This is a genomic window from Rothia sp. P4278 (genome assembly GCF_048512945.1).
In the GTDB taxonomy this organism is placed as follows: domain Bacteria; phylum Actinomycetota; class Actinomycetes; order Actinomycetales; family Micrococcaceae; genus Rothia.
In genome coordinates, this window is sequence record NZ_JBLXXU010000002.1 from 525,525 (window position 1) to 548,354 (window position 22,830).

22 protein-coding genes are annotated in these 22,830 nt (G+C 57.7%); 5 read left to right on the forward strand and 17 right to left on the reverse strand.

The window, feature by feature from the left end; translation table 11 throughout:
- Window positions 1-27: 27 nt before the first annotated feature.
- Genes ACN085_RS06465 through ACN085_RS06475 form a run of 3 tightly spaced genes read right to left on the reverse strand, consistent with a single transcriptional unit; the run spans window position 28 to window position 2,269 of the window.
- Window positions 28-981, reverse strand: a complete 954-nt coding sequence (locus tag ACN085_RS06465) for a hypothetical protein (protein ID WP_419110963.1) — start codon at window positions 979-981, stop codon at window positions 28-30.
- Window positions 978-1,886 carry an ATP-binding cassette domain-containing protein gene (locus ACN085_RS06470; protein WP_419110964.1) on the reverse strand — a complete coding sequence of 303 codons (909 nt, stop codon included), beginning with the start codon at window positions 1,884-1,886 and terminating at the stop codon, window positions 978-980. Before ACN085_RS06470 ends, ACN085_RS06465 begins: the two co-directional genes overlap by 4 nt.
- A complete protein-coding gene (locus ACN085_RS06475; protein ID WP_419104138.1) occupies window positions 1,883-2,269 on the reverse strand; it encodes a GntR family transcriptional regulator in 387 nt (128 codons plus the stop codon). The genes ACN085_RS06470 and ACN085_RS06475 overlap by 4 nt, the downstream gene beginning before the upstream one ends.
- Window positions 2,270-2,451: 182 nt before the next feature.
- On the opposite strand from ACN085_RS06475, the gene ACN085_RS06480 reads away from it, so the two are divergent.
- Complete coding sequence (locus ACN085_RS06480) at window positions 2,452-2,868, forward strand: hypothetical protein (protein ID WP_419098978.1); 417 nt, start codon at window positions 2,452-2,454, stop codon at window positions 2,866-2,868.
- A gap of 30 nt (window positions 2,869-2,898) precedes the next feature.
- On the opposite strand, the gene ACN085_RS06485 is transcribed toward ACN085_RS06480, so the two are convergent.
- The 3 genes from ACN085_RS06485 to ACN085_RS06495 all read right to left on the reverse strand — a co-directional run bounded on the left by ACN085_RS06485 (window position 2,899) and on the right by ACN085_RS06495 (window position 5,321).
- Window positions 2,899-4,368 carry an anthranilate synthase component I family protein gene (locus ACN085_RS06485; RefSeq protein WP_419098977.1) on the reverse strand — a complete coding sequence of 490 codons (1,470 nt, stop codon included), beginning with the start codon at window positions 4,366-4,368 and terminating at the stop codon, window positions 2,899-2,901.
- A 199-nt stretch (window positions 4,369-4,567) separates the two neighbouring features.
- Window positions 4,568-4,900 carry a hypothetical protein gene (locus ACN085_RS06490; protein WP_419110965.1) on the reverse strand — a complete coding sequence of 111 codons (333 nt, stop codon included), beginning with the start codon at window positions 4,898-4,900 and terminating at the stop codon, window positions 4,568-4,570.
- A 91-nt stretch (window positions 4,901-4,991) separates the two neighbouring features.
- Entirely contained in the window at window positions 4,992-5,321 is a 330-nt protein-coding gene (locus ACN085_RS06495) for a rhodanese-like domain-containing protein (RefSeq protein WP_419098976.1), read from the reverse strand.
- A gap of 221 nt (window positions 5,322-5,542) precedes the next feature.
- On the opposite strand from ACN085_RS06495, the gene pgm reads away from it, so the two are divergent.
- Window positions 5,543-7,180: a phosphoglucomutase (alpha-D-glucose-1,6-bisphosphate-dependent) gene (gene pgm / locus ACN085_RS06500; protein WP_419110966.1), complete on the forward strand. Its 1,638-nt coding sequence runs from the start codon at window positions 5,543-5,545 to the stop codon at window positions 7,178-7,180.
- A 59-nt stretch (window positions 7,181-7,239) separates the two neighbouring features.
- On the opposite strand, the gene ACN085_RS06505 is transcribed toward pgm, so the two are convergent.
- Complete coding sequence (locus ACN085_RS06505; protein WP_419110967.1) at window positions 7,240-7,737, reverse strand: hypothetical protein; 498 nt, start codon at window positions 7,735-7,737, stop codon at window positions 7,240-7,242.
- A gap of 242 nt (window positions 7,738-7,979) precedes the next feature.
- On the opposite strand from ACN085_RS06505, the gene ACN085_RS06510 reads away from it, so the two are divergent.
- On the forward strand, window positions 7,980-9,467 hold the full coding sequence (locus ACN085_RS06510) for a peptide MFS transporter (RefSeq protein WP_419110968.1): 1,488 nt from the start codon (window positions 7,980-7,982) through the stop codon (window positions 9,465-9,467).
- A gap of 97 nt (window positions 9,468-9,564) precedes the next feature.
- Here ACN085_RS06510 and mnhG read toward each other — a convergent pair whose 3' ends face one another.
- Genes mnhG through ACN085_RS06540 form a run of 6 tightly spaced genes read right to left on the reverse strand, consistent with a single transcriptional unit; the run spans window position 9,565 to window position 16,131 of the window.
- Window positions 9,565-9,918, reverse strand: coding sequence for a monovalent cation/H(+) antiporter subunit G (gene mnhG, locus ACN085_RS06515; protein ID WP_419098972.1), 354 nt, complete (start codon window positions 9,916-9,918; stop codon window positions 9,565-9,567).
- A complete protein-coding gene (locus tag ACN085_RS06520) occupies window positions 9,915-10,307 on the reverse strand; it encodes a monovalent cation/H+ antiporter complex subunit F (RefSeq protein ID WP_419110969.1) in 393 nt (130 codons plus the stop codon). The genes mnhG and ACN085_RS06520 overlap by 4 nt, the downstream gene beginning before the upstream one ends.
- On the reverse strand, window positions 10,304-10,885 hold the full coding sequence (locus tag ACN085_RS06525) for a Na+/H+ antiporter subunit E (protein WP_419110970.1): 582 nt from the start codon (window positions 10,883-10,885) through the stop codon (window positions 10,304-10,306). The genes ACN085_RS06520 and ACN085_RS06525 overlap by 4 nt, the downstream gene beginning before the upstream one ends.
- Window positions 10,882-12,498 (reverse strand): Na+/H+ antiporter subunit D, encoded by a 1,617-nt coding sequence (locus ACN085_RS06530; RefSeq protein WP_419110971.1) that lies wholly within the window; start codon window positions 12,496-12,498, stop codon window positions 10,882-10,884. The genes ACN085_RS06525 and ACN085_RS06530 overlap by 4 nt, the downstream gene beginning before the upstream one ends.
- 3 nt (window positions 12,499-12,501) lie before the next feature.
- Window positions 12,502-13,014 (reverse strand): Na(+)/H(+) antiporter subunit C, encoded by a 513-nt coding sequence (locus ACN085_RS06535; RefSeq protein WP_419110972.1) that lies wholly within the window; start codon window positions 13,012-13,014, stop codon window positions 12,502-12,504.
- Between the two features lie 3 nt (window positions 13,015-13,017).
- On the reverse strand, window positions 13,018-16,131 hold the full coding sequence (locus ACN085_RS06540) for a Na+/H+ antiporter subunit A (RefSeq protein WP_419110973.1): 3,114 nt from the start codon (window positions 16,129-16,131) through the stop codon (window positions 13,018-13,020).
- A gap of 295 nt (window positions 16,132-16,426) precedes the next feature.
- Between ACN085_RS06540 and ACN085_RS06545 the strand changes: the two genes are divergently transcribed.
- On the forward strand, window positions 16,427-17,758 hold the full coding sequence (locus ACN085_RS06545) for a uracil-xanthine permease family protein (RefSeq protein WP_419110974.1): 1,332 nt from the start codon (window positions 16,427-16,429) through the stop codon (window positions 17,756-17,758).
- 77 nt (window positions 17,759-17,835) lie between these two features.
- Here the strand turns inward: ACN085_RS06545 and ACN085_RS06550 are convergent, their stop codons facing one another.
- Genes ACN085_RS06550 through ACN085_RS06565 form a run of 4 tightly spaced genes read right to left on the reverse strand, consistent with a single transcriptional unit; the run spans window position 17,836 to window position 21,041 of the window.
- Window positions 17,836-18,645, reverse strand: a complete 810-nt coding sequence (locus ACN085_RS06550; RefSeq protein WP_419110975.1) for a glycerophosphodiester phosphodiesterase family protein — start codon at window positions 18,643-18,645, stop codon at window positions 17,836-17,838.
- Window positions 18,646-18,671: 26 nt separating this feature from the next.
- Window positions 18,672-19,505, reverse strand: coding sequence for an HAD-IIB family hydrolase (locus ACN085_RS06555; RefSeq protein WP_419110976.1), 834 nt, complete (start codon window positions 19,503-19,505; stop codon window positions 18,672-18,674).
- 11 nt (window positions 19,506-19,516) lie between these two features.
- Window positions 19,517-20,038 carry a YbhB/YbcL family Raf kinase inhibitor-like protein gene (locus ACN085_RS06560; protein WP_419098963.1) on the reverse strand — a complete coding sequence of 174 codons (522 nt, stop codon included), beginning with the start codon at window positions 20,036-20,038 and terminating at the stop codon, window positions 19,517-19,519.
- Between the two features lie 58 nt (window positions 20,039-20,096).
- Window positions 20,097-21,041 carry a carbohydrate kinase family protein gene (locus tag ACN085_RS06565; protein ID WP_419110977.1) on the reverse strand — a complete coding sequence of 315 codons (945 nt, stop codon included), beginning with the start codon at window positions 21,039-21,041 and terminating at the stop codon, window positions 20,097-20,099.
- A gap of 239 nt (window positions 21,042-21,280) precedes the next feature.
- Here ACN085_RS06565 and ACN085_RS06570 point away from each other — a divergent pair, with 239 nt between their 5' ends.
- On the forward strand, window positions 21,281-22,726 hold the full coding sequence (locus ACN085_RS06570; RefSeq protein ID WP_419110978.1) for a glyceraldehyde-3-phosphate dehydrogenase: 1,446 nt from the start codon (window positions 21,281-21,283) through the stop codon (window positions 22,724-22,726).
- Window positions 22,727-22,830: the final 104 nt, after the last annotated feature.

Here is a 22,830-nt window from a genome sequence, read left to right on the forward strand (position 1 = left end):
AGGAAGGCCGGGACGGGCAAAGAGGGTCTAGCGCAGGGAAGTTCTGGCCCAGGTCATAGTTGCGACCAGATAAGACACCGCGGCAGCTCCCAAGAGTAACCCGTAATGTCCAATAATAGAAGCGAGTTCAGGGACATTGACAATATTGGTGTGCTCGTCCAGAAACCCACCACTTGCCTCGGCAACTTCCCAGCCGTTAAAGCTGGAATAATTGGACTCAAATTGCTCCCAGAGGGTACTGATTCCCATGTCCCAAAGGTGTCCACCGAAAAGGTTACGGCTGATGGCTAGCGCCCCTATAACGGTCAAGATGAGAGCCACGGAGCCTGTGACCTTGCCCCACCGCAGGTAGAGGGCTGCCACAGCGATTCCAGCGACCTGAACCGCAATCAGCACCGCCAACCAGGTTGCCAGGTAGCTGCCCAGAGCGTAGAAACGCCCCGGGGTTGAGTAGCTCTGCCAGAAGGCGAAGGGCCAGGGGTCCAGCTCTGGGTTAAAGACCTGCCAGCCCTTACCGTAACCGTGTGTCACGAGCTCGATAACAGATGTCAGTGCGTAGATAAGCGTTGCAAGGCTAGCCCGGAAAAGGGAGAGCAGGGTAAAACCGCCCAGGTAGCTCCACCGGGTTCGTCCCATGTTGAGGACGAGCTGTGCATGAGAATAAAAACCCAGAAGGGAAGAGACTCCTAGCACCACGGGGACGATAGTGGTGTGCAAAGAATTTGCGTTGATAAAGCCACCGTGGGCACCAAACGACATTCCGGTGAGCAGACTGTTGATGCCAACAAGGAGCATAATCAGCGCGGCAATCCCGATGGGCAGTAGTAGCGGAAGTAGGGTTGCCATTGTTTTCTGGTTGCGTAGCATGTGGAAGACAGCCCAGCTCCCCTGAATTCGGGCGGAGCGTGCCCGCCTTTTCTTCTCAGCTCCGGGGGCGTGGAGCCCTGTTTCCTCAGCCCAAACTGGGTTTGTTGCGGTCATGAGAGCCCTCCTTGTGTAATCTGGTCAGTATTTTTCCGGCTATGGGCGGCAACGGTGTCCTGGAGTGAGACCGGCTGGACACCAACGCCCAGCTTGCCCGCAAGTTCCTCGTTCTCTGCTGTGAGAGCGGCAGCCACTACAAGACTCCGCATAGAGCCGATTGCGCGGTCGCGCACCACAAAGCCCTCCAGGGAGGTCTTGGCAAGGTAAACAGAAACAGCGTCCTGGTTCCCCGCAACCTCGTGGGCGGTGTAGGTGGCGTCCTCAGCGTCACCGGTAAAGACCAGTTCACCCCGGTCAATCAAGATGACGCGGTTGAGCAGGGGTGAGATTTCGTCGAGCAGGTGGGTGGAAATAATAAAGGTGCGCGGGTGGGCGCTAAAGTCTTCGAGCAGGCGATCGTAGAAGAGGGCGCGTGCTACCGGGTCAAGGCCGGTGTAGGGCTCGTCCATCAGGGTCAGGTCTGCGCGGCTGGCAAGGGCGACCGCGATACCCAGGGCTGATTTTTGCCCGTCCGAGAGCCTGCGGGCACGGGCCTTGAGCGGAATCTCAAAATCAAGCAGTAGCGATAGCGCCAGGGACTGGTCCCAGTTGGGGTGAGCCAGCCGGCCCATCTTGAGCACCTGGAAAACCCGCAGGTCATCAGGGTAGCTCTGGTTGGTTCTTTGCAGGTGGGTTCTAGCGATAGTGGTGGCATTAAGGCTCTGCCCAAAGAGCTCTATCTGTGAGCCCTTATCGGGCAGGGTCTGGCCGGTCAGTGCCGTCAGCAGGGTTGTTTTACCGGCACCATTCCTACCTGCTAGGCCGTAGATGAGGCCTTCTTCGATCTCCAGGTTAATACCGTCCAGGGCCTTGGTGCCCCGGAAGGTTTTGCTGAGGTTCTGTGTGCGGGCGATGGTGTTCATGCGTTCTCCCCTGTCTTGCTAGCGGCCTCGCTCAGGCCAGCTTGCAGGGCAGCGAGTACCTCGTCACTGCTGAGCCCCAGCACCCTGGCTTCTTCGACCAGAGGGGTGATATAGCCTGCGATAAATTCTTTGCGCCGAGCAGAGCGCAGAATGTCTTGTGCTCCTTGAGCCACAAACATGCCGATACCTCTCTTCTTGTAGAGCACCCCTTGGTCTACCAGGAGGTTGACGCCCTTACCGGCTGTTGCCGGGTTGATGCGGTAGAAGGCCGCAAATTCGTTGGTCGATGGGACCTGTGATTCTTCGGGGTAGGTTCCCGCGAGGATCTGACCGCTAATGTGGTCCGCAATTTGTTGGAAGATGGGTTTATCACCGGTGAGCATGGGCACCCCCTTTCTCTGTATGCACCAAACCACGCTAGTTGGTTCATTGGTTAGTTAGTTATGTAACTAACCTAAGGCATGGACTCAGTTAAAGCAATACAAGGCTCTCTACAAAAGAAGAATAAAATAAACGGAGACTCCACCGGGAGGCGCAGGCCCACCGCTGGCCTACTATAAAAACCATGAACCTTTTTGCACACGATACCAGCGAAACCACCGGCCAAAAGATAACCCGCTACACCCTAGGCGCGGGCCTGACCACCATGGGGGCCCTTCATTTTAAGCGCGATAAGGTACCCAGCTTTGCCTCCATCGTTCCGCCCTGGGTTCCGGGGAGCGCAAAGCAGGTAGTCTACGCTTCTGGGGTTGCCGAGCTCGGTGTGGGGCTGGGTCTGCTGGCCGCACCGGGGGCACGCCGCATCACTGGACTAGGGGCCGCCGCCCTCTTCACTGCGGTCTACCCGGCAAACATCTACCAGTACACCCACAAGATTGATATTCCCGGCCTACTGGATTCCGACGCTAAGCGACTGCGCCGCCTGCCCCTCCAGATCCCCCTGATTGCAGCGGGTCTTTATCTTGCCCGCAAGGCCCGCTAACACCTCACAGGCTTACGCGAGCGGGCTTCTTTAGCCCAGCCTGCCCAGCTGCGGCGGCAGGGCCGCCGCCAGCTTGGTCAGCATCTCTTCGTACTCAGCATCCGGGTCTGAATCAGCCACAATAGCACCACCCGCGCTCAGACTGACCTGCCCGGAGGACGAAATCACCAGGGCCCTAATCACGATGGACAGATTGACGGCACCCGTCGCAGAAAAGAAGCCTAAAGCCCCCGAATAGATACCGCGAGCGCGCCCCTCTAACCGGTCAATGATATCCATGGTGGACGGTTTGGGTGCCCCGGTCATAGAGCCACCGGGGAAGCAGGCCAGGGCGGCTTCTACCCTGCCTACCTGCGGGCGCATCTGCGCTTGAACCGTGGAGACGAGCTGGTGTACGGTCTGGTAGCTTTCAACCCCCATGAGGACGGGGACCCGCACCGACTCCGGGTAGCTGATGCGGGAGAGGTCGTTGCGCAGCAGGTCAACGATCATGAGGTTCTCAGCCCTGGTTTTGGGGTCGTGCGCTAGCCAGTAGGCGCGGCGGGCATCCTCTAGGGGGTCATCTGTGCGTTCAATGGTGCCTTTAATGGGTTTAGTCTCCACCTGCCCAGCTGGGCTGATGGTCAGGAACCGTTCGGGTGACGAGCTCAGAATATAGAAGCTGTCGCAGTGTATAAAGGCCGCGTAGGGGGCGGGGTTATGTTGGCGCTGAAGCAGGTAGGTTGCTAGGGCCTGCTCTGGGGAAACCGGGGTGACGGCGCTGGCCTGGGTTTGGGCGGTCAGACAGATCTCGTAGCTCTTGCCGTCTGCGATTTCTTGCTGGCAGGTGCGAACATCGGCGGTGTAGTCGGTGCGGGTGGGTGGGGAGAATACCAGGCCGCTCATAGGCTGGGCATCGGCGCCTGCGGTGGGTGGAGCAGTTGATTCTTCCCCGGCATAGTCGCAAAGAGCTGCCTCGATAGCATCAAGCCAAGCGGTGTCCCCTACCAGCCAGCTCTGCCCGCCCTGATGGTCATAAAGCATGTAGCGCACAGCTTGAAGCCAGGCCCCGTCCGGGGTGGGTGAGCTATGGGTCACCGGTGAGCCTGGCTCGGTGCGTGCCCGGTATTCGTAGCCAAAGTAGCCAACGTAGCCACCCAGTAGAGCTTCGTCCAGCTGGCCGGGGGCACCGTTCACGGCAGGCCCCTGCGCCAGATAGGTGCTGAGTCCCCGGTCCAAGCTACCGGGTACACGCCCTACCTCTTGGCCTGACCCGTTGAGCTCACGGTAGACGGGCTCACGGGCATCGTCACTGATAAGAACCCGCCCCTCTGCCGGCACCACCCCCAGGTAGGAGTAGCGCGACATAGGAGATTCTGGGCGGGCGGAATCCAGCCAGAAGGAATAGCGGGAACCTGCCGAGATCAGCCGGTAGGCCCGGGCACAGTCTACGGCAAAGCCCAGCGGCCTAACCTGGATGCTAGCACCGGGCACATAGCGGGGGTGATTCGGAAAGTTCACCCGGATAGTCTAACTGCTCTTCCAGCCATAGGTAGCTGGCAGACTGGATTATCTATTTCCCTATGGTGAATAAGATCCCCTGGTGCGAACAGGATTCTCAGGCTTCATTCCCAGACTTTGGGCAACTGGCTGGTTCCACCATTTAAAAAAACTGCCCCCTGTTAAAGGGGGCAGTGCAAGAAGCAGTTTGGCTCTAGGCCTAGCTAGCTAGCATAGCCCGAAGCACGAGCGTAAGAACCCAAAGAGCTACAGCGACGGCACCAAGAACTACCGCAACGGTGTTGAGTGTCTTTGAGTTACCCTGAACGACTCCGGCCTGGGCTAGTTTTTTGCTGGTTTTAAGACCATAAATCCCCAAGAATAAGGAGGGCAATGCCAATATGCCAATGACCAGGGACAGGGCAGCCAAGACAATAGCGCCGATACCATAATTCTTAGCGTTCTTAATATCTTTGGCGATCTCCGGGTGATGAACGGAGCCACCTTGCTGGGGCTGGTTGTTCTGATAGGGGTTATGTGATGGTGTTGTCATAACCTATAGCATAGGGGAAAAAATCCCAGGTGCCATGTTTTGGTGCGGAAAACACTGAAATCTTCCTCCTTTTGCCCTATCGATCTACCGCCTAGCGGACCTGCGGCTCCTGCCCGTTCTCAGAAACCATAGGGAGTTCAGCGTCCTGCCAGGCGCCCATACCGCCAATAACGTTAATGGCATCGAAACCGTACTGGTTCAGGTAGGCCACGGCCCTCAAGGAACGGCCTCCGGCACGGCAAATAACGTACACATCCTCATCGAGCGGAACGTCACCGTAGCGCTCGGGAACCTCACCCAGGGGAATATGCTGGGCACCCTCAATATGGCCCTCTACCCACTCGTAATCCTCGCGCACATCCAAAATCTTTGCGCCATCCGGAATCTGATCCACTGTTACCTGGGGGATATCTTCGTTCACAGGTTTACCCTTTCATAGGTTTCACGTTCAGTCTCAGCTTATGCCCGGGCAAGGCCTAGCCACAAGCCCAACAAGCGCCGGGCAGCGGGACTCCTGGGTACCCAATCCCGCTAGCGGGTTCACTCTGACTAGGCAAGTTAATCCTGTAACACACCTACATTTACGCCAGTCACGGCCTAATCTGTGCCTTTTGCCAAGACCTGCGGGCTACTCTTAGAAGTATGTCCACTCGCGCAGGCACTCTTGCCATCCCAGAAGACCTTGTTAACCTCGATGCGCTCATCGGCGCCTACTATGACCTAACCCCCGATCTGAAGGACCCCACCCAACGGGTAGCTTTTGGAACATCGGGGCACCGAGGCAGCTCCCTGAAAGCATCCTTCAACGATGCTCACATTGCCGCTATCTCGCAGGCTATCGCTGAGTACCGCACCGCCCAGGGTATTAGCGGCCCGCTCTTTATGGGCAAAGACACCCACGCGCTCTCCGGCCCGGCTCAAGACACTGCCCTTGAGGTTCTCGCCGCCAACGGTGTCACCGTCCTACTTGATGCCGCAGCTGGCTACGTCCCCACCCCCGCACTGTCACGTGCCATCATTGTCCACAACGCTAACCCCAGCAACAGGGCCCAGGCTGACGGCATCGTTATTACCCCCAGCCACAACCCACCCGCAGACGGTGGCTTCAAGTACAACCCCCCTCACGGCGGTCCTGCTGATTCTCACGCCACCGGCTGGATTGCCGACCGCGCTAACCAACTCCTTGAAGGAGGCAACAAGGGGGTCAAGCGTATCTCCCTAGAACAGGCCAAGGCCGCTGAGACCAGTGGTACCTACGACTACCTGGGCGCTTACGTCAACGAGCTAGGTACCGTTATTGACCTCGATGCTATCGCCGGGTCCAGCCTCACTATTGGCGCTGACCCCATGGGCTCAGCTTCAGTGGCCTACTGGCAGCGTATCGCTGAGCAGTACAAGCTCAACCTCGAAGTTGTTAACCCGGTTGTTGACCCCCAGTGGGCTTTCATGAACCTGGACTGGGACGAGAAAATCCGTATGGATTGCTCTTCACCCAATGCCATGGCCTCGCTGATTGCCAACCGAGATAAGTACGACATCGCCACCGGTAACGATGCCGACTCTGACCGCCACGGTATCGTCACCCCCGACGCGGGCCTGATGAACCCCAACCATTACCTGGCAACTGCCATCGACTACCTCTACAGCAACCGCACCGGCTGGTCGTCCGCCGCAGGGGTCGGTAAGACCCTGGTGTCTTCTTCCATGATTGACCGGGTTGCCCAGTCGCTGGGTCGCAAGCTGGTTGAGGTGCCCGTTGGCTTCAAATTCTTTGTTGACGGCCTGAGCGCTGGGACCTTAGGCTTCGGTGGCGAAGAGTCAGCTGGCGCTTCCTTCCTGAACCGTCAGGGGCAGGTGTGGACTACAGATAAGGACGGTATCATTCTGGCTCTGCTGGCTTCCGAAATGACTGCTGTGACCGGTAAGACCCCGTCGCAGCGCTACGCAGAACTAACTGACGCTTTTGGTGAGCCCGCCTACGCCCGCGTAGACGCCCTTGCAACCCGTGAACAGAAAGCTAAGCTGAGCAAGCTCTCCCCCGCCGATGTGACCGCCTCCCAGCTGGCAGGCGAGGCCATTACCGCTAAGCTCACCCAGGCACCGGGCAACGGTGCCTCCATTGGCGGTCTGAAAGTGACCACCGAGAACGCCTGGTTCGCAGCTCGCCCCTCAGGGACCGAGGACGTCTACAAGATATATGCAGAATCCTTTATCGGCCCTGATCACCTGACCCAGGTACAGAACGAAGCCAAGGCGCTGGTCGATAGCGTCATCGCCTAACCCCCGCTCGCACCTCAAGGGCCTCTTACTCCGTGCGGGGTAAGGGGCCCTTCCCCTGGCTAGTTTTCTGGCGGTAGGACAAACATGAAGCAGCTTTCCAAGGGGAAGAGATAGGTATCATCACATCGGTAGCCCCGTAACCAAGGAACGCCGTCCACTACGCGCAAGTAAAAGCCCTTAGGGAATGTGTGATCTTCTGAAAGTACCGGGGTAGCAACGTTGACGGCACTATCTGGCATAGAGTGGGTACCGCTCAGTATCGAAGTCTTGCTCTGGGCCTGCTCTAACCACTGCATACGCGCATACGGGGCAAGTTCAAGTGGACAGAGGCAGTAGCCTGTGGCCTGAGCACGCTCATAAACATGTTGTAGCGTTGCTGGCTCATCAAACCCTAAATCAGATAAGTTCACAAGTTCCACTGTGAACCGTCCAGATACAGCTGGGTCATAGTAATTAGATTCCAACAGAACCTGGGCATACTTGTTGGTTTGCACGCCAGTAGCAACCAGCTGCTCAGCCAACTCATTCACCGATTTGGGTTGTATCTCAAATTCCATGCTGCTACATTCCTCCTTGGAAACCAGCTATTTTCTGTTACTCTCAGCTTCTATCAGGGCTAAAGCAAGGGGGCTAAAGCATGGTGCAGGAGCCTTACCCTTTACACCAGCTACCTATGGATCCCGTCACTGCTCCTTGACCTAGCCTAAGGTCTTTGGCGGAGAGGATGTAAACTCACACAGTAAAGCAAGCAATGCCCGCACTTATGAGGCATCAACCCCAGCAACCAGGAGAAACATACATGTCTTCGCTCTCCGAAACTGCACACAAGACAAAACGAGAACACCCGGCCCCCTCCAGCGGAAAAACCTTCTTCGGCCACCCCCGAATGCTAGCTAACCTCTTCTCCGTAGAAATGTGGGAACGTTTTTCCTTCTACGGGATGCAGGTGCTCATGCTCTACTACCTCTACTGGGAAACTGAACGCGGCGGACTTGCCCTGCTCAGCGATACCTCAGCTGCAGGTGTCATGGGGGCCTACGGTGGCATGGTCTACCTGATGACCATCGTTGGCAGCATCTTTGGGGATAGGATCCTAGGGCCCGAACGCACCCTATTTTCCTCAGCTACCCTCATCATGGGCGGCCACCTGGCGCTAGCCCTTCTACCAGGTGCAAGTGGTGTTATCACCGGCCTCATCATGGTCGCTATCGGCTCTGGCGGGCTCAAAGCCAATGCCTCCGTACTAGTAGGTTCTCTCTACCAGCACGAAGACCCCCGTCGTGATGGGGGTTTCACTATCTTCTACATCGGTATTAACCTGGGTGCCCTCTTCGGCCCAGCACTGACCGGCCTTACCCGTGAAACCTACGGCTTCCACCTGGCCTTCGGCCTAGCGGCGGCTGGCATGGCTATCGGCCTAATCCAATACGCTCTAACCCGAAAGAACCTGCCAGAGAGCGTCCACCAGATCTCTGCGCCCCTAAGCCCTTCCGAAAAGAAGACCTACAGCGTAGCCGCAGTTGTCATTATTGCCGCAATTCTAGCCCTGGTCTTCACCGGCCTGATCACCCCCGACAACCTGGATACCTGGGTCATGAGCCTTATCGCGGTCTGCGCTCTCGCACTTTTCTACACTCTGCTGACCTCCAAACTCACCACTGCAGAAGAACACTCACGGGTGATCTCCTTTATCCCCATGTTCTTTGGAAGCGTGGCTTTCTGGGCGCTCTTCCAGCAACAGTTCACCGTGCTTGCTATCTACTCCGAGTCCCGTATCAACTGGAACATCATGGGTCTACAGCTCACACCGGAATTCATGAACTCCATCAACCCGATCTTCATCATCATTTTCGGTGCCGTTTTCACAGCCTTGTGGACCAGGATGGGCGAGCGCCAACCCACCACCCCCCTCAAGTTCTCCCTAGCTCTTATTCTGACCGGGGTCGCCTTCTTGCTCTTTATCCCCCAGGCTGGGAACACTGAGGTTAGCTTCCTGTGGATTGTCTTGATTCTCTTCATCTGCACCCTGGGTGAACTAGCAATCTCTCCTGTAGGTATCTCGCTAGCAACCAAGCTGGCACCCCAAAACCACCGAGTAGCCATGATGGCCCTCTACTTCACCTCTTCGGCACTTGGCACGGTGCTAGCCGGCTGGCTTGGGCGCTTCTACTCTATAGAAACCGAAGTAGCCTATTTCACTACACTAGGGCTTATAACCATCGCCCTAGGAGTAGCCCTGGGTGGTATGAATCGGTGGATTGTCCATAAAATGGCGGGAATCCGCTAACTCCTAGCCCCCTCTTTATTCCGTGTACTCAAGAGGCATACTGGCCCGGTAGGCCCTTCAATGTTCCTACCGGGCTGGCCTGTCTCATGGGGCAAGGTTAGGGTTCGGACCTATCGACTAGAGCACGCAGGTCATCGTGACGCAGGTCGTCCTTATGGAAGTGCTTGTTACGGTAGCCCGAGCGGCCCATCATATGCCCGGAAATGGGGATGGTCAGCATCTGCAGGAGCAAAATCACCAGCAGGACCGGGAGCAGGGCCCAGGAGCGGAAATGAAATCCCACCGCCAGGAGCATCAGAATCATGCCAAAAACCTGAGGCTTAGTACCCGCGTGCAAGCGCGTGAGCAGGTCCGGGAAGCGCACCAGACCGATTGCCGCGCCCAAGGACATGAGGGCACCGGCAATCATGCAGACGGCGGTGAGCACATCAAAAACCGTATCGAGACTCATTTGCGGCCCTCCTCTGACTTAACTTCGCTGTTCTTAGTTGCCGAGCGGCTCTTCTTTGAGCCCGCAAGACGCTGGCGGCGGGCCTTCAAGCGGCCAGGAGCAATAACCTTAGATGCCGGTGCGGGTTCATCAGCCTTAGAGTTATCGGCAAACCGGGCGACCGTCACCGAACCCACAAAACCAATCATGGCGATAGTAACCAGCAGAATCATGTAGAACTGGCTATCGGTCAGAATCATGAGCAGGCACAAAGCCGCAGTCAAAATGGAAAGAAGCACATCGCTGGCGAGTACACGGTCCAGGAGTGCAGGCCCTTTCCAGATCCTGTAGACGGTGCCCCAAGTGGCCAGCGTCAGCATCAGGCCTGTAGCCCAGAAAACCCAGTTCATCCTTCCTCCTTAGGGGCTACGGTCATAGCCGCTTCTTCAGCTTTGAGGGCCTCGTACTCTTCTTTACTGCCAGTTGCCTTGATAATGAGCGCCTCAAAATAGGCGACACTCCTGGTGAAGCGCTCAATTTCAGCGGGGGTAGAAATATTTAAAACATGGAAGTAAAGCACCGAATGGGGACGATCCACTTCAACAACCACCGAGCCCGGTATCAGCGACATGGTGTGAGAAACAGCCGTCAGCAGAAGGTCGGAGCGGGTGCGCAAAGGTACCGCAACCACCGAGTTAGACAGGGGTGGGCGGAAGATAGCGGCCAGCCACATGACCTCCACACTCGCCTTGGCGATATTCCAGAATAGGAGCACCACAAACTGAGAAGCGTAGAAGATATTGAGCCGGTTGGACAGGTAAAGAGTGGGGAGCTTAAAGACGTCCATGACCAGAAATGCCAGGAGCGCACCAAAAGCCACAAAGCGGAGCGAGAAATCCTGCCAGAGGGCACACCAGACAAAGACCAGCCAGGCAAACGGCGGAAGGGCGTGAACCAGGCCCGCCAGGCTCAGGGAAGACTTCTTCACTGGTTCACCTCCTGGGATCTGTGATCAACGATTTGCTGCTGCAGGTAGTCGGAGCGGGTGGGGGCATCTGGCCCAAAGACCGAGGTGATATACATATCGGGGGTAAAGAGGTTATCCGAGGCCTTATCAGCGAGCTGAAACAGGGGACCCGAAAACACGGTAATCAGTACGCCCACCACTACCAGGCTGACGGTCGGAAGCATCATGCTTGCGGGAATAGGCTTGGCTTGGTAGTGAGCCGGGTCCTCGGAGTGCTCGGCCATGACCAGCTCAGGGGTGGGGTCTTCTGCTTCCCTAGCGGGCCGCCAGAAGGCCTTGTTCCACACGCGGGCCAGAGACAGCAGAGTCAGCAGGGAGACCAAAACACCGATTCCGGCGTTAGCATAAGCCAGAAACCCACCATTTTCTACAGAAGCCTCCAAAAAGCCCACCTTGCCGATAAAGCCCGAGAAAGGCGGGATGCCACCCAGGTTAATGGCGGGAATGAAGTAGAGCAGGGCCAGGAAAGGCGCTGTCTTAACAAGGCCACCCAAACGGCGGGTATTGGTGGACCCGCCGCGGCGTTCCACCAAGCCAACCACCATAAAGAGGCCAGTCTGAATCACAATATGGTGAGCGATGTAGAAGACCACTGTGGTCAGACCCAGTTCATTACCCAGCGAAATCCCCCAGATCATATAGCCGATATGGCTAATCAAGATGAAAGACAGCAGACGCTTGATGTCATCCTGAGCCAGGGCACCCAAGATACCCACCACCAGAGTCAGGGCCGCTACAACCCCCAGCAGGGTATCGAGCCGTCCCTCAGGGAAGAGTAAGGTCTCGGTACGGATAATCGCGTACACACCCACCTTGGTCAGCAAGCCCGCAAACACCGCCGTCACCGGGGCCGGTGCTGTCGGGTAGGAGTCCGGGAGCCAGAGGGAAAGCGGGAACACCGCCGCCTTAATACCGAAAGCAATCAGGAGCATCAGATGGAGTTGCATCTGGGTGCCCTCGGGCAGGGTGCCCAATTTGAGGGAAAGATCAGCCATATTGATGGTGCCCACCGACGCGTAGACAAAGCCGATAGCGGTCAGAAAGAGCATGGACGAAACAACCGAAACCACCACATAGGTCACACCGGCCCGGATACGCGGGGTATTAGCGTTCATGGTGATTAGCACGTAGGAGGCCATGAGCAGGATCTCAAAACCCACGTAGAGGTTGAACAGGTCCCCCGCCAAGAAGGCGTTAGATACGCCCGCCAACAGAAGCAGGTAGGTGGGGTAGAAGACAGAGATGGGCACCTCATCGTCTTCATCTTGCAGGTGCTGGCCGGTCGCAAAAACCAGCACCGCCAGTGAGATGATCGAAGACACCACCAGCATGAGCGACGACAGCTGATCCACCACCATGGTGATACCAAACGGTGCCTCCCAGCCCGCTAGATGCACGGTCTGAGGCGGGCCAGACCAAGCCGAAGCCAGGAGCAGGCTCTCAAAAGCAAGGGTAGAAGCTACCGCAGTAAAGGCAATGACACGCTGAAGGCGCGCCTTGCGAGAGATAAAGGTGATGGCTGCCGCCAGGAACAGAATGATGACACAAAGAGGAGCAAGCTGGGCTATCTGCATGAGCTAGTCCGCCTTCTTGGGTGTGGCTGAGTAGGAGCCGGTGTGGATCAGTTTATTTTTCTCTTCAGCTTCAGTGAATTTTTTCTCACGGGTCTCTTCGTCACCGTCAAACTCGGAGCTATCGACCTCTGCGGCGGCGTCCTCTTCTTTGTCGAAGCTGTCTTTGATAGCAACGCGGATATCTTCGATATCATCGGTAATTTCATCGGCGCGTGAGAGCAACCAGCTACGGTAGATGATGCCCAGGACCAGGGCAGTGACTGCGCAGGAAATCACGACTGCCGTTAGAATCAGGGCCTGCGGAAGCGGATCTGAATAGTCATTTGCGGCGGCATCTGCCTTATAGAAAGGTGCCAGACCAGCCGGTCCCCCCGCATGCAGAATCAGGATGTTTGTCGCGTTGGTCATGAGCATCAGACCGAGTAGGACGCGGGTCAGGGATCGGTCCAGAATGAGGTAGACCCCCACAGCGTAGAGCACGCCCATGACCAGGATAAGGCTGAAATCAATGACCATTTCTTAGGCCTTTCCTGCTTTGGCGCGGGCTTGTTTTTCTTTTCTGCGGCGTTCGTTCATGAGCTTCAGGTCGATGCGTTCACCCAGGCTTCGCAGGATATCTAGAACCAGTCCAATCACCAGCAGGTAGACCCCGACATCGAAGATGGTGGCGGTGACAAAGTGGACCTGGCCAAAGACCGGTAGCCAGAAGTCCAGGGCATAACTGGAGAACACCGGGTCACCCCAGAAGACGGGAGCCAGGGCGTAGAGGGCTGCAATACCCAGACCTGAGCCCAGGAAAGCACCCGCAGAGAGCGGTGAGGCGGCACGAAGCTCTGCTCCCCCACCGGCTAGGTAGCGCACGGCCAAAGCCAGGCCAACAACCAGGCCACCGGCAAAGCCGCCACCGGGCAGGTTGTGCCCGGCAAACAGCATGTAGAGGGAAACCATGATCAGGGTGTGGAAGAGCAGGCGGGTCATGACCTCCAGCAAGATGGAACGGAACTCCGGCGGCAGGGTGCGCCCGGCCACGATGAAGGGGTCACGCTCTACCGAGGAGAACTGGCCAGCGACTCGCTGTTGCACCGTAATCTGGGTGCGCTGAGCAAAGGATTTCTCGATCTTTTTCATGGTCTGGGTGTCCGGTCTGCGGGTGCTGGCAGAGTCTGCCCGCCCGCCGATAAAGAGCAAGGAGGCAACACCGGTAGCGGCCAGGGCCAGCACGGATATTTCCCCGAAGGTATCCCAGCCGCGCATATCAACCAGGGTCACATTGACCACGTTGTAGCCGTGTCCGATCTGGTAGGCCAGCTGTGGCATCTCCACGGAGATAGGTGAAAGCGAGCGAGATGAGAGCGTGAACATGGCCAGGGCCATCATGAGACCGGCAAAGCCCAAGGCAATGATGATGCGCAGGGTTTTGTGGGCCCCGTCTGCCCCGCCCTTGGTGCGGATCAGGGGGATTTTGCGGGGTAGCACGCGCATGGCCAGCACGAAAGCAACCAGGACGATGGTCTCCACCAAAAGCTGGGTGGTGGCTAGATCGGGTGCGCTCCGTAAGGCAAAGAGAATTGCCATGCCATAGCCGGTCACTGAAACCATCATGATAGCTAGGAAGCGTTTGCGGACAAAGACCACAACCAGGGCGGCCACAATCATCACAATCACAATGGACCACTGGGCCGGGGATTCGGAGACTCGCACGTTGGCCAGCGGTGGGGTTTCGTTGATGTAGAGAGCCGTGAAGGGAACAACCACGGCGGTAATCAGGATAATACCCAGGTAGAAACCCAGGGAGCCGCGCTGGGTGACACCGGTGACCCAGACCGCTAGCCTGTCCAGGGAGTCCATGAGATCGCGGTAGACAATCGAGGCATTCGGTGTTGTGGGCAGGGCGCTCTGGAGCTCTTCAATCTGCTTGCGGAAGATAAAGAGTAGGGTGCCGATTGCCATAATGGCCAACGAAGTCAGGAGCGCCGGGGTGATGCCGTGCCAGAGGGCCAGGTGCAGGCTCAGCGGCTCAGCCTCTGCGGGGAAGGCGGTGAGGATAGACGTGATGAAGAGGTGCACCGGTTCCGGGTAGAAGCCGTAGAGCAGGCTGAGCAGGGTCAGTACCAGCGGTGCACAAAGGAAAGTATAGGGGACCGGGTGGAAGGCGGTGTCGGGGCTGAGCTTGACGCCGCGGCGGTTACCTTCTAGGGCGCGCGGGCTGATGGGGGTATCTGCCGGGGTGGCCTCGGCACCGGCCTGGTGCGGTAGCTGGCAGTATTTGACGCCCTCACGGTGCATGTAGGCGTAGGGCTTGACGGCGAAAGCACCCCAGACAAAGCGGCCCGAGTAGGCAAAGGTTAGGATAGACCCGGCGATAATCGCAATAAGGGTGACGGCCCGTTGCCAGCCCACGGTGGGGCCCAGGTAGGTTTCTAGGACGGCTTCTTTTGCCACAAAACCGGCCAGGGGCGGTAGGCCCGCCATAGAAGCGGCGGAGAGTGTGGCCAGGACAGCCAGCTTGGGCGCGTGCCGGTAGATACCGGAAAGCTTATGAATATCGCGGGTGCCGGACTGGTGGTCAATAATACCCACGGAGAGAAAGAGGCTGGCCTTGAAGAGGGAGTGGGCAACCATGAGCGCAACAGCCGCGTAGAGCGCATCGGGGGTTCCTCCCGAAATCACCAGGGCCAGGAAGCCCAGCTGGGAGACCGTACCGTAGGCCAGAATGAGTTTGAGGTCGGTCTGTTTGAGGGCGCTCCAGCCACCAAAAACCATGGTGAATGCACCAAAGATGATGAGGGTGTTCTGCCAGAGGGCAACTTCACCATAGCCGGGGGCTAGGCGGAGCAGGATATAGATACCGGCCTTGACCATAGCGGCGGCGTGCAGATAGGCAGAGACCGGGGTGGGTGCGGCCATAGCCCCGGGGAGCCAGAAGTGGAGTGGGAAAATGGCGGACTTGGACAGGGCACCGCACAGAATCAGCACCAGGGCGGTTGAGAGCATGCCCAGGCTAAGTGGGCCCTTCCCCTCTTGCGCGGCGGCCAGAAGACTTGGCCCGCGCTCTACCAGCTCGCTCAGGCTGTAGGTGCCCAGGCTGTAGCCCAGCATCACAATACCCACCAACATGGCCAGGCCACCGGCAGTAGTGACGGTCAGCGCTTGAAGAGCTGAACGGCGGGCCGACAGGCGATGCCGGGAGTAGCCGATGAGCAGGTAGGAAAGAATGGTGGTGATTTCCCAGAAGATGAACATGACGACGAAGTCATCGGCAGTGATCAGCCCGAACATGGCACCGGCAAACCCAAAGAGATAGGCCGCGAACTGGCCGTTATCACCGGTGGAGTGCTTAAAGTAGCTGGCGCAGTAGAAGAGCACCAGCGAACCGACGCCCAGTACCAGCAGGCTCATAACCCAGGAGAGGGTATCCATGCGGAAGGTCAGCTCAAGGCTCAGTTGCGGGATCCACCGGTAGCTTTCCTGCCAGGGGGTTCCGCCCAGGATGGAGCCGGTGCGCGAGAGCACCAGCGCAAGCACCGCAGCCGAGGTAGCGGCCAGCAGGTAGAAGGTGGAGGTCCCCATGCGACGGTAGAGCCAGGGTGTGGCGATGGTGGCAAGGAGAAAAAGCGCAAGAACTATGGTCACAGGTGGGCCCTTGGTAGGTGCGGCGGGGTTACTTAACAGGTTAAGTTTTCAAGGGCCTATTTGTCGATTGCTGGGGTCGGGTGCCCTCTCTTCAGGTAGCGGGGGAACCTCTACATGATCCAAACGGTGGTGCAGACCCTATGGAATGGTTTTCTGGTTTCCCCTAAGCAATATCACACCGGTTACCGCCGTTCTCTTGGCCCGCAAACCAAGTGAGCACCGTACAATTACTAGCGGTTCACACACACCTCAGACCCGCACAGCCCCACTGGTGGGGTATAAGGAGCGCAGAGCATTGGCAGACAATAATTCCAGATTGGGCTTCGCCTGGACGCTACACGGCGACGGCAAAAGCATCACCCCAGGCGGGGTCGTCCACCCGCTTGAACGGCTGACCTGGGGCCGTACCATCGGTATCGGCGCCCAGCACGTTGTAGCTATGTTCGGCGCAACCTTCCTGGTCCCCCTGCTGACCGGCTTCCCACCGGCGACCACGCTCTTCTTCTCGGGTGTGGGCACCATGCTCTTCCTGCTGATCACTGCCGGGCGCGTACCCTCCTATTTGGGGTCTTCTTTCGCTTTCATTGCCCCTCTGGCGGCCGCAAGTAACCAGTACGGCCCCGGCGGGGCACTGGGCGGTATTGTCATGGCCGGTATCTCCCTCTTCATAGTCGGTGCCGTTGTGCAGGTTGCTGGCACCGCCTGGCTGACCAAGCTCATGCCCCCGGTGGTTACCGGCTCCATTGTGGCTCTCATTGGCTTCAACCTTGCCCCCAGCGCTAAGAACAACTTTATGGAGGCCCCTGTGACCGCGCTGGTTACGCTGACCTCTATCATCCTCATTTCAGTACTCTTTAAGGGCATGATTGGCCGTCTATCCATTTTGCTGGGTGTAGTTATCGGTTACATGACCGCCGCCCTACGCGGAGAAGTCAAGTTCGAAAAGATTCAGGCCGCCTGGGAGAATGAGGGCCTGATCGGTCTGCCCCACTTCCAGCACCCCGAGTTCCACTGGAACCTGGCCGGTCTTTTCATACCCGTCATCCTGGTTCTGGTCGCTGAGAACATCGGCCACGTCAAGTCAGTGGCTCTGATGACCGGGGATAACCTCGATAAATACTCAGGACGTGCCCTCATGGCGGACGGTCTGGCAACCACCCTGGCCGGTGCCGGTGGCGGTTCCGGTACCACCACCTACGCCGAGAACATCGGTGTTATGGCCGCAACCAAGGTCTACTCAACCGCCGCCTACTGGGTAGCGGCTATCTTCGCTGTCCTGCTCTCTATTTTCCCCGTCTTTGGTGCCGCCGTGGCATCAGTACCTGCCGGTGTGCTGGGCGGTGCCGCCACCGTGCTCTACGGCATGATCGGTATGCTCGGTGTGCGTATCTGGGTGGAGAACCGCGTAGACTTCTCCAACCAGGTTAATCTGAGCGCCGCGTCGGTAGCTCTGATTGTGGGTATCGCCGACTACACCTGGGACATTGCCGGCCTGCAGTTCGCCGGTATCGCCCTGGGTACAGCAGCGACCCTGGTGGTCTACCATCTCATGGCTGCCCTCAACAAGCGCAGCGGTGCCCACCCCGAACCGCTCACCCCCACCGAGGCTAAAGGCGACATCCACTAGCCCCAAAAGCTGATATGCACAGCCCACAGAAAAGGCACTGAACCTATCTTGGTTCGATGCCTTTGGTTAAGAACTATTTACTCAGAACGCCCAAGGATTCTGGCAAGCACGTCTGTGTGGTTAGTGACGATCCCGTCAACGCCTAGTGCGATCAGTTCCCGCATGGTGCGCTGATCATCAACGATCCACACGTGGACCTCCAGGCCTGCGCGGTGGGCCGCCTCAACCAATGCCCTGTCGGCAATGCGTATGTTACGGCCAGCCAACCTGTAGTAGAGCGGGATCTGCAAAGAATCAAAGGGAAGAAAAAGGTGCTTGATCAAAGGCAAGAGCGAAGCCCACAGCCCAGGCGCTACCCGCGACGCAAGATAGAAGAGGGAAACCGCAAGTTGTGAAGCACTCATGCTCAGGCTGATACCTGCCTTCTGCGCCGCGCGGTGAGCCTGACGCAGCCGACGCTCACTAAAGGAAGCCACGCGAACCCGCTCTTGGGCACCGGTTGCTAAAAGGACTGGAATGATTCTTTCAGCCGATCCCGCATCTTTGAGGTCAATGTTAAAACGGGCTTGGGGGAAAGCCCGAAGCGTACCTTCCAGCAGCGGTACGGTGCCACCGTCCTTGAGTTCAACAGCCCGCACCTGCTCCCAGGTCATGTCTTTGATAGCGCCGACGCTATCGCTAAGCCGGTCCAGGGTAGGGTCATGGAAAACCACCACAGCACCATCGGATGTGGTGTTCACATCTGTTTCAATCCAGTCAGCCCCAGCCTTGAGGGCGTCCGCAAAAGCAACATCGGTATTCTCTGCCTGTGCTTGGGCTAAGCCTCTATGAGCATAGATAGAGGTAGAGGCGTACCTCTTTAAGGGTGTAAATGCGTGTGCCTGCATGACCCCAGTATATTATTACGCGCAGTTCAAATAAGGTCTTCTGAGGGATGAGCGAGTATGCCTTCAATTACCTGGGCTACACCGTCTTGATCGAACCCCGGGCAGGTGCGCCCCACCTGCTCTTTTAGCTGGGGAAGACCAGATTCCATGGCGTAACCTTTCCCCGCCCAGGTTAGCATCTCCAAGTCATTGGGCATGTCGCCAAATGCTAAGACCTCATCTGATCTAATACTGTGCTCAGCCGCGAAATCAGCCAGAACACAGCCTTTGTTCAGCCCCTTTCGGGCAAGCTCGACCAGGGGCTGGTAGGGGGCAGAGCGGGTCACAGCCGCTCGCTCCCCCACCACATCACGCACCTGGTCTAAGAGTGCAGAAGGGGCAGCCCCTTCCCGGTAGAGCAGGTATTTAACGACACCCGCCTCGGAATCAAGAGTGCACCCTATGGGGCCTTCCACGATCTTGGTAGAGTCTTCCTGCTCATGTGGCCGATACTTCCCCTGAACGTAGACCTGGTCCAGGGTCTCAGCAATAAAGAGAGAACCGGGGAAAACTATTTCCAGTTCGCTGTGCAGGGCCTGGGTCTCGGTGCCGCTCATAGTGCGGGTTGCAAGCACCTTCCCCTGCCCAATGTCATAGGTCACCGCCCCATTAGAGCAGAAAACAAAAGAGTTCTCACCGTTCCATTCAGAACCGAGCTGCTCCAAGACGGGTTGCATCCAGCGCAGGGGCCGCCCGGTCACAAAAACGATCTGAATACCAGCATCTGCTGCCAAATGCAGAGCCTCTAAGGTACGGGGGCGGAACCTAAAGTCATGACCAATCAGCGTCCCATCCAGGTCGCTGGCAATCAGCTTGATCATGTGCAGGTGCTTTATTTCTCTTCGTGTGTCGCCGTCAGGAAGGCGCGGGCAATGCCGTGGAAGAAGAGATTAAAGTTGACGACAGCAGGGCTGGCCTTCTGGTCCAGGTCGAGTCGCTCAACGTCAACAGCGGTGACACAGAAGATGTAACGGTGGGGGCCATGACCTGCCGGTGGTGCCGCGCCAATGTATCCACGGGTACCACCGTCATTGAGGTGGGTCAGCGCACCTGCTGGCAGATTTTCCGCTGCTCCGCTAGCTAGCTCAGTCACATCTGCTGGCAGATTAGAGACAGCCCAGTGCCAGAACCCGCTGGGGGTGGGGGCATCGGGGTCATAGCAGGTCACCACAAAGGACTTGGTTTCGGGCGGAAAACCTGACCAGGAAAGCTGGGGTGAGACGTCCTGCCCACCGCACCCCATGATTCCGGAGACCTGGGCCGGAGGTAGCGGCGCACCGTCCTCCACATCGGCAGAAGTCAGGGTGAAAGTCGGCAGCTCGGGCAGATCTGCGTAGGGCTGGCGGTTAAGCATGGCGGAGCCTCCTTGAAGTGGGCGGGTAGAAAACTATCTGCAAGGCGCGGTAACCGGCTTACTGGCCGGGATAGAGTACAGCGTCTAGTTCTTCGCGGGTGGGAGGGTTAGCTCCCTGTCGTGAAACGGTGATACCGGCGGCAACCACGGAGAAAGCCAGAATCTCTTTGAGGTCATCCTTGCTCAAGAGCTCAATGGCGGCACGGGCATCTTTCCCCTCAATGTCACGATCCAGGAGAGCCGCAAGCAGGGCGGCCATCAGAGAGTCACCGGCACCCACCGTATCGGCAACCTCTACACGGTAAGCAGGCAGGGCAAGGCCTTCGGGTGAGGTCTTGCGGGTCAGCGCCCAAGGCCCCATCTCACCGCGGGTAATAACCACCAGGGAGGCGCCCAAATCCAACCAGGCCCGGGCCGAGTCTTCAAGAGCACGGTGGGGGTAAAGCCAGAGCAAATCCTCGTCAGAAGCCTTAACCACATGAGCGTAGCGGACCAGGTTTTCAGCCCGCTCCCGAGCTACAGAAGCATCGGTGACGATGGTGGGGCGGCAGTTAGGGTCATAGGAAATCAGAGCGTGAGGCGCGGCCTGGCGCACGGTTTCTAGCACCGCGCTGGCACCGGGTTCAAGCATGGCACCGATAGAACCGACGTGGACGGCGGTCGCCTTCTTAGCTACCTCTTCAAGGGCAGCTTCAGCTGCATCCAGGGACCAGTCAATGTCGAACTCGTAGTCAGCGGCACCGGTCTCACCGGTCTTGGCCTGAGCAACAGAAGTCTTCTTGGCATCTGCACCAACCGGAAGGATCACGCCGGAAGCCCGCAGGTGCTCCTCAATCAGATCACCGTAGGCATCGCTACCGTAGCGGCCAATAAACTGGGTCTCATGGCCCAAACGGGACACGCCCACAGCAACATTCATAGGGGAACCGCCGGGGTGGGCGTGGGACTCTACGCCGGGGCGCTGGACAAGATCTACGAGGGCTTCGCCAATGACAGTAAGCATAAACTTAGTTTACTCATTTCTTTGGTCTCGTGAGCAGTCTTTTTGTCATAAACTGCGCGCAGAAATAAAGAGCTTCTTAAGAACGCTAGACTGGATTCGTAGCGCCACCATATCCAGGGGTTTTGCCTGGCTGTAATCTGGTTTGGCGCCCATCAGACACTAGCTAGCAGCGCACCGTCGCGCTACTAACCGGTGAGTTCAAGGACGCTACTCATCGAGGAAGAAGAGGTCATATCACCATGTCAATCTCCGCCGAGAACGCCCACCAGCAGTGGCTAGCCGCTGAGGCTGAAGCTGAGGCAATGATCCCCCTCATTGGCAGGTTAAACCGGGAGAATAAGGTCGTTGTTTCAATCCACGGTCACAGCCTCATTAACAAGTCAGTGATTCAGATTCTCAAGGCCCACCGCTTTGCTCGTCAGCTCGACGATGTTGAGCTGAACCCCGCTGATTCCCTGGCACTTCTGCAGGCCCTCAGCCAGCTTGAACTGGGAGCCTGCTCCATCGACATCGCCAGTCTGCAAGGCGAGTTTGAGGTATCTGGTGCCCGCGACCGCCAGGAATGGTTGCGGCAAACCCTAGCCCCGGTTGTTGGCAAGAAAGGTCAGATCGAAACTTCCTCGCAGGACGTTGTTCTCTATGGTTTTGGTCGAATTGGCCGCCTGCTGGCGCGTATCTTGCTAGAGCGTTCAGCGGGTGCAGGGCCCAAGCTCCGCGCCGTGGTCGTTCGTAAAAACACCGATAACGATATCTACAAGCGCGCTTCCCTCCTGCGCCGCGATTCGGTTCACGGGGCCTTCAAGGGTACGATCCGGGTCGATGAAGAGAACTCCACTATCATTGCCAACGGCACCCCCATCCGCTTTATCTACGCATCCGACCCGGCGGAAGTCGACTACACGGCCTATGGTATTGAGAAGGCTATCGTGGTCGATAACACCGGCCGTTGGCGTGATAAAGAGGGCCTCTCCCGCCACCTTGAAGCCAAGGGGGTTTCACGTGTCCTGCTCACTGCACCCGGTAAGGGTGTCAAAAATATTGTCTGCGGTGTAAACGACAGCATCATTGAGGATTCGGACGCGATCCTCTCTGCCGCTTCCTGCACTACTAACGCTATTACCCCGGTGCTGGCAGTCATGGACGAGGTCTACGGGGTTAAGCGTGGGCATGTGGAGACGGTTCACTCCTTCACCAATGACCAGAACCTCATTGATAACTTCCACAAGGGTGACCGCCGTGGCCGCTCCGCTGCGCTCAACATGGTTATTACCGAGACCGGCGCTGCTAAGGCTGTTTCTAAGGCCCTGCCCCAGCTTGAGGGTAAGCTGACCGGCAATGCCATTCGTGTGCCCACCCCCGATGTGTCTATGGCGATTCTGAGCCTGCAGTTGGAAAAGCCCGTAGGGTCTAAGGACGAGCTCAACAACCTGCTGCGGGAGCGCTCCTTGCGTTCTCCCCTGCGCCGCCAGATTGACTACACCGACTCACACGAGGTTGTCTCTACCGACTTTGTAGGCTCCCGTGCCGCCGGCGTGGTCGATGGTCTAGCCACCATTACCTCCGGGGACGAGAACGCCATTCTCTACGTCTGGTATGACAACGAGTTCGGCTACTCCTGCCAGGTCATTCGTGTGCTCGAACGCATGGTCGGTGGCCGTCTTCAGGCCTTCCCCAAGAGCGTATAAGGGCTATTTCTAAAAGTTAACCGGTTCCTCGAAAACACCGTGCCCGCCGCGACCCTCAACACTCTGTTGGGTGGCGCTGGCGGGCACCTTATGTTTAGTGGGGC

What these genes read in the sequence shown, in the direction of transcription:
- ACN085_RS06530 (WP_419110971.1), bottom strand. Translation starts at nt 12,498, where the DNA reads ATGCAGATAGCCCAGCTTGCTCCTCTTTGTGTCATCATTCTGTTCCTG.
- ACN085_RS06475 (WP_419104138.1), bottom strand. Translation starts at nt 2,269, where the DNA reads ATGCTCACCGGTGATAAACCCATCTTCCAACAAATTGCGGACCACATT.
- ACN085_RS06535 (WP_419110972.1), bottom strand. Translation starts at nt 13,014, where the DNA reads ATGGTCATTGATTTCAGCCTTATCCTGGTCATGGGCGTGCTCTACGCT.
- ACN085_RS06465 (WP_419110963.1), bottom strand. Translation starts at nt 981, where the DNA reads ATGACCGCAACAAACCCAGTTTGGGCTGAGGAAACAGGGCTCCACGCC.
- ACN085_RS06570 (WP_419110978.1), top strand. Translation starts at nt 21,281, where the DNA reads ATGTCAATCTCCGCCGAGAACGCCCACCAGCAGTGGCTAGCCGCTGAG.
- ACN085_RS06520 (WP_419110969.1), bottom strand. Translation starts at nt 10,307, where the DNA reads ATGAACTGGGTTTTCTGGGCTACAGGCCTGATGCTGACGCTGGCCACT.
- ACN085_RS06565 (WP_419110977.1), bottom strand. Translation starts at nt 21,041, where the DNA reads ATGCTTACTGTCATTGGCGAAGCCCTCGTAGATCTTGTCCAGCGCCCC.
- ACN085_RS06470 (WP_419110964.1), bottom strand. Translation starts at nt 1,886, where the DNA reads ATGAACACCATCGCCCGCACACAGAACCTCAGCAAAACCTTCCGGGGC.
- ACN085_RS06550 (WP_419110975.1), bottom strand. Translation starts at nt 18,645, where the DNA reads ATGCAGGCACACGCATTTACACCCTTAAAGAGGTACGCCTCTACCTCT.
- ACN085_RS06560 (WP_419098963.1), bottom strand. Translation starts at nt 20,038, where the DNA reads ATGCTTAACCGCCAGCCCTACGCAGATCTGCCCGAGCTGCCGACTTTC.
- ACN085_RS06510 (WP_419110968.1), top strand. Translation starts at nt 7,980, where the DNA reads ATGTCTTCGCTCTCCGAAACTGCACACAAGACAAAACGAGAACACCCG.
- ACN085_RS06505 (WP_419110967.1), bottom strand. Translation starts at nt 7,737, where the DNA reads ATGGAATTTGAGATACAACCCAAATCGGTGAATGAGTTGGCTGAGCAG.
- ACN085_RS06555 (WP_419110976.1), bottom strand. Translation starts at nt 19,505, where the DNA reads ATGATCAAGCTGATTGCCAGCGACCTGGATGGGACGCTGATTGGTCAT.
- ACN085_RS06490 (WP_419110965.1), bottom strand. Translation starts at nt 4,900, where the DNA reads ATGACAACACCATCACATAACCCCTATCAGAACAACCAGCCCCAGCAA.
- mnhG (WP_419098972.1), bottom strand. Translation starts at nt 9,918, where the DNA reads ATGAGTCTCGATACGGTTTTTGATGTGCTCACCGCCGTCTGCATGATT.
- pgm (WP_419110966.1), top strand. Translation starts at nt 5,543, where the DNA reads ATGTCCACTCGCGCAGGCACTCTTGCCATCCCAGAAGACCTTGTTAAC.
- ACN085_RS06480 (WP_419098978.1), top strand. Translation starts at nt 2,452, where the DNA reads ATGAACCTTTTTGCACACGATACCAGCGAAACCACCGGCCAAAAGATA.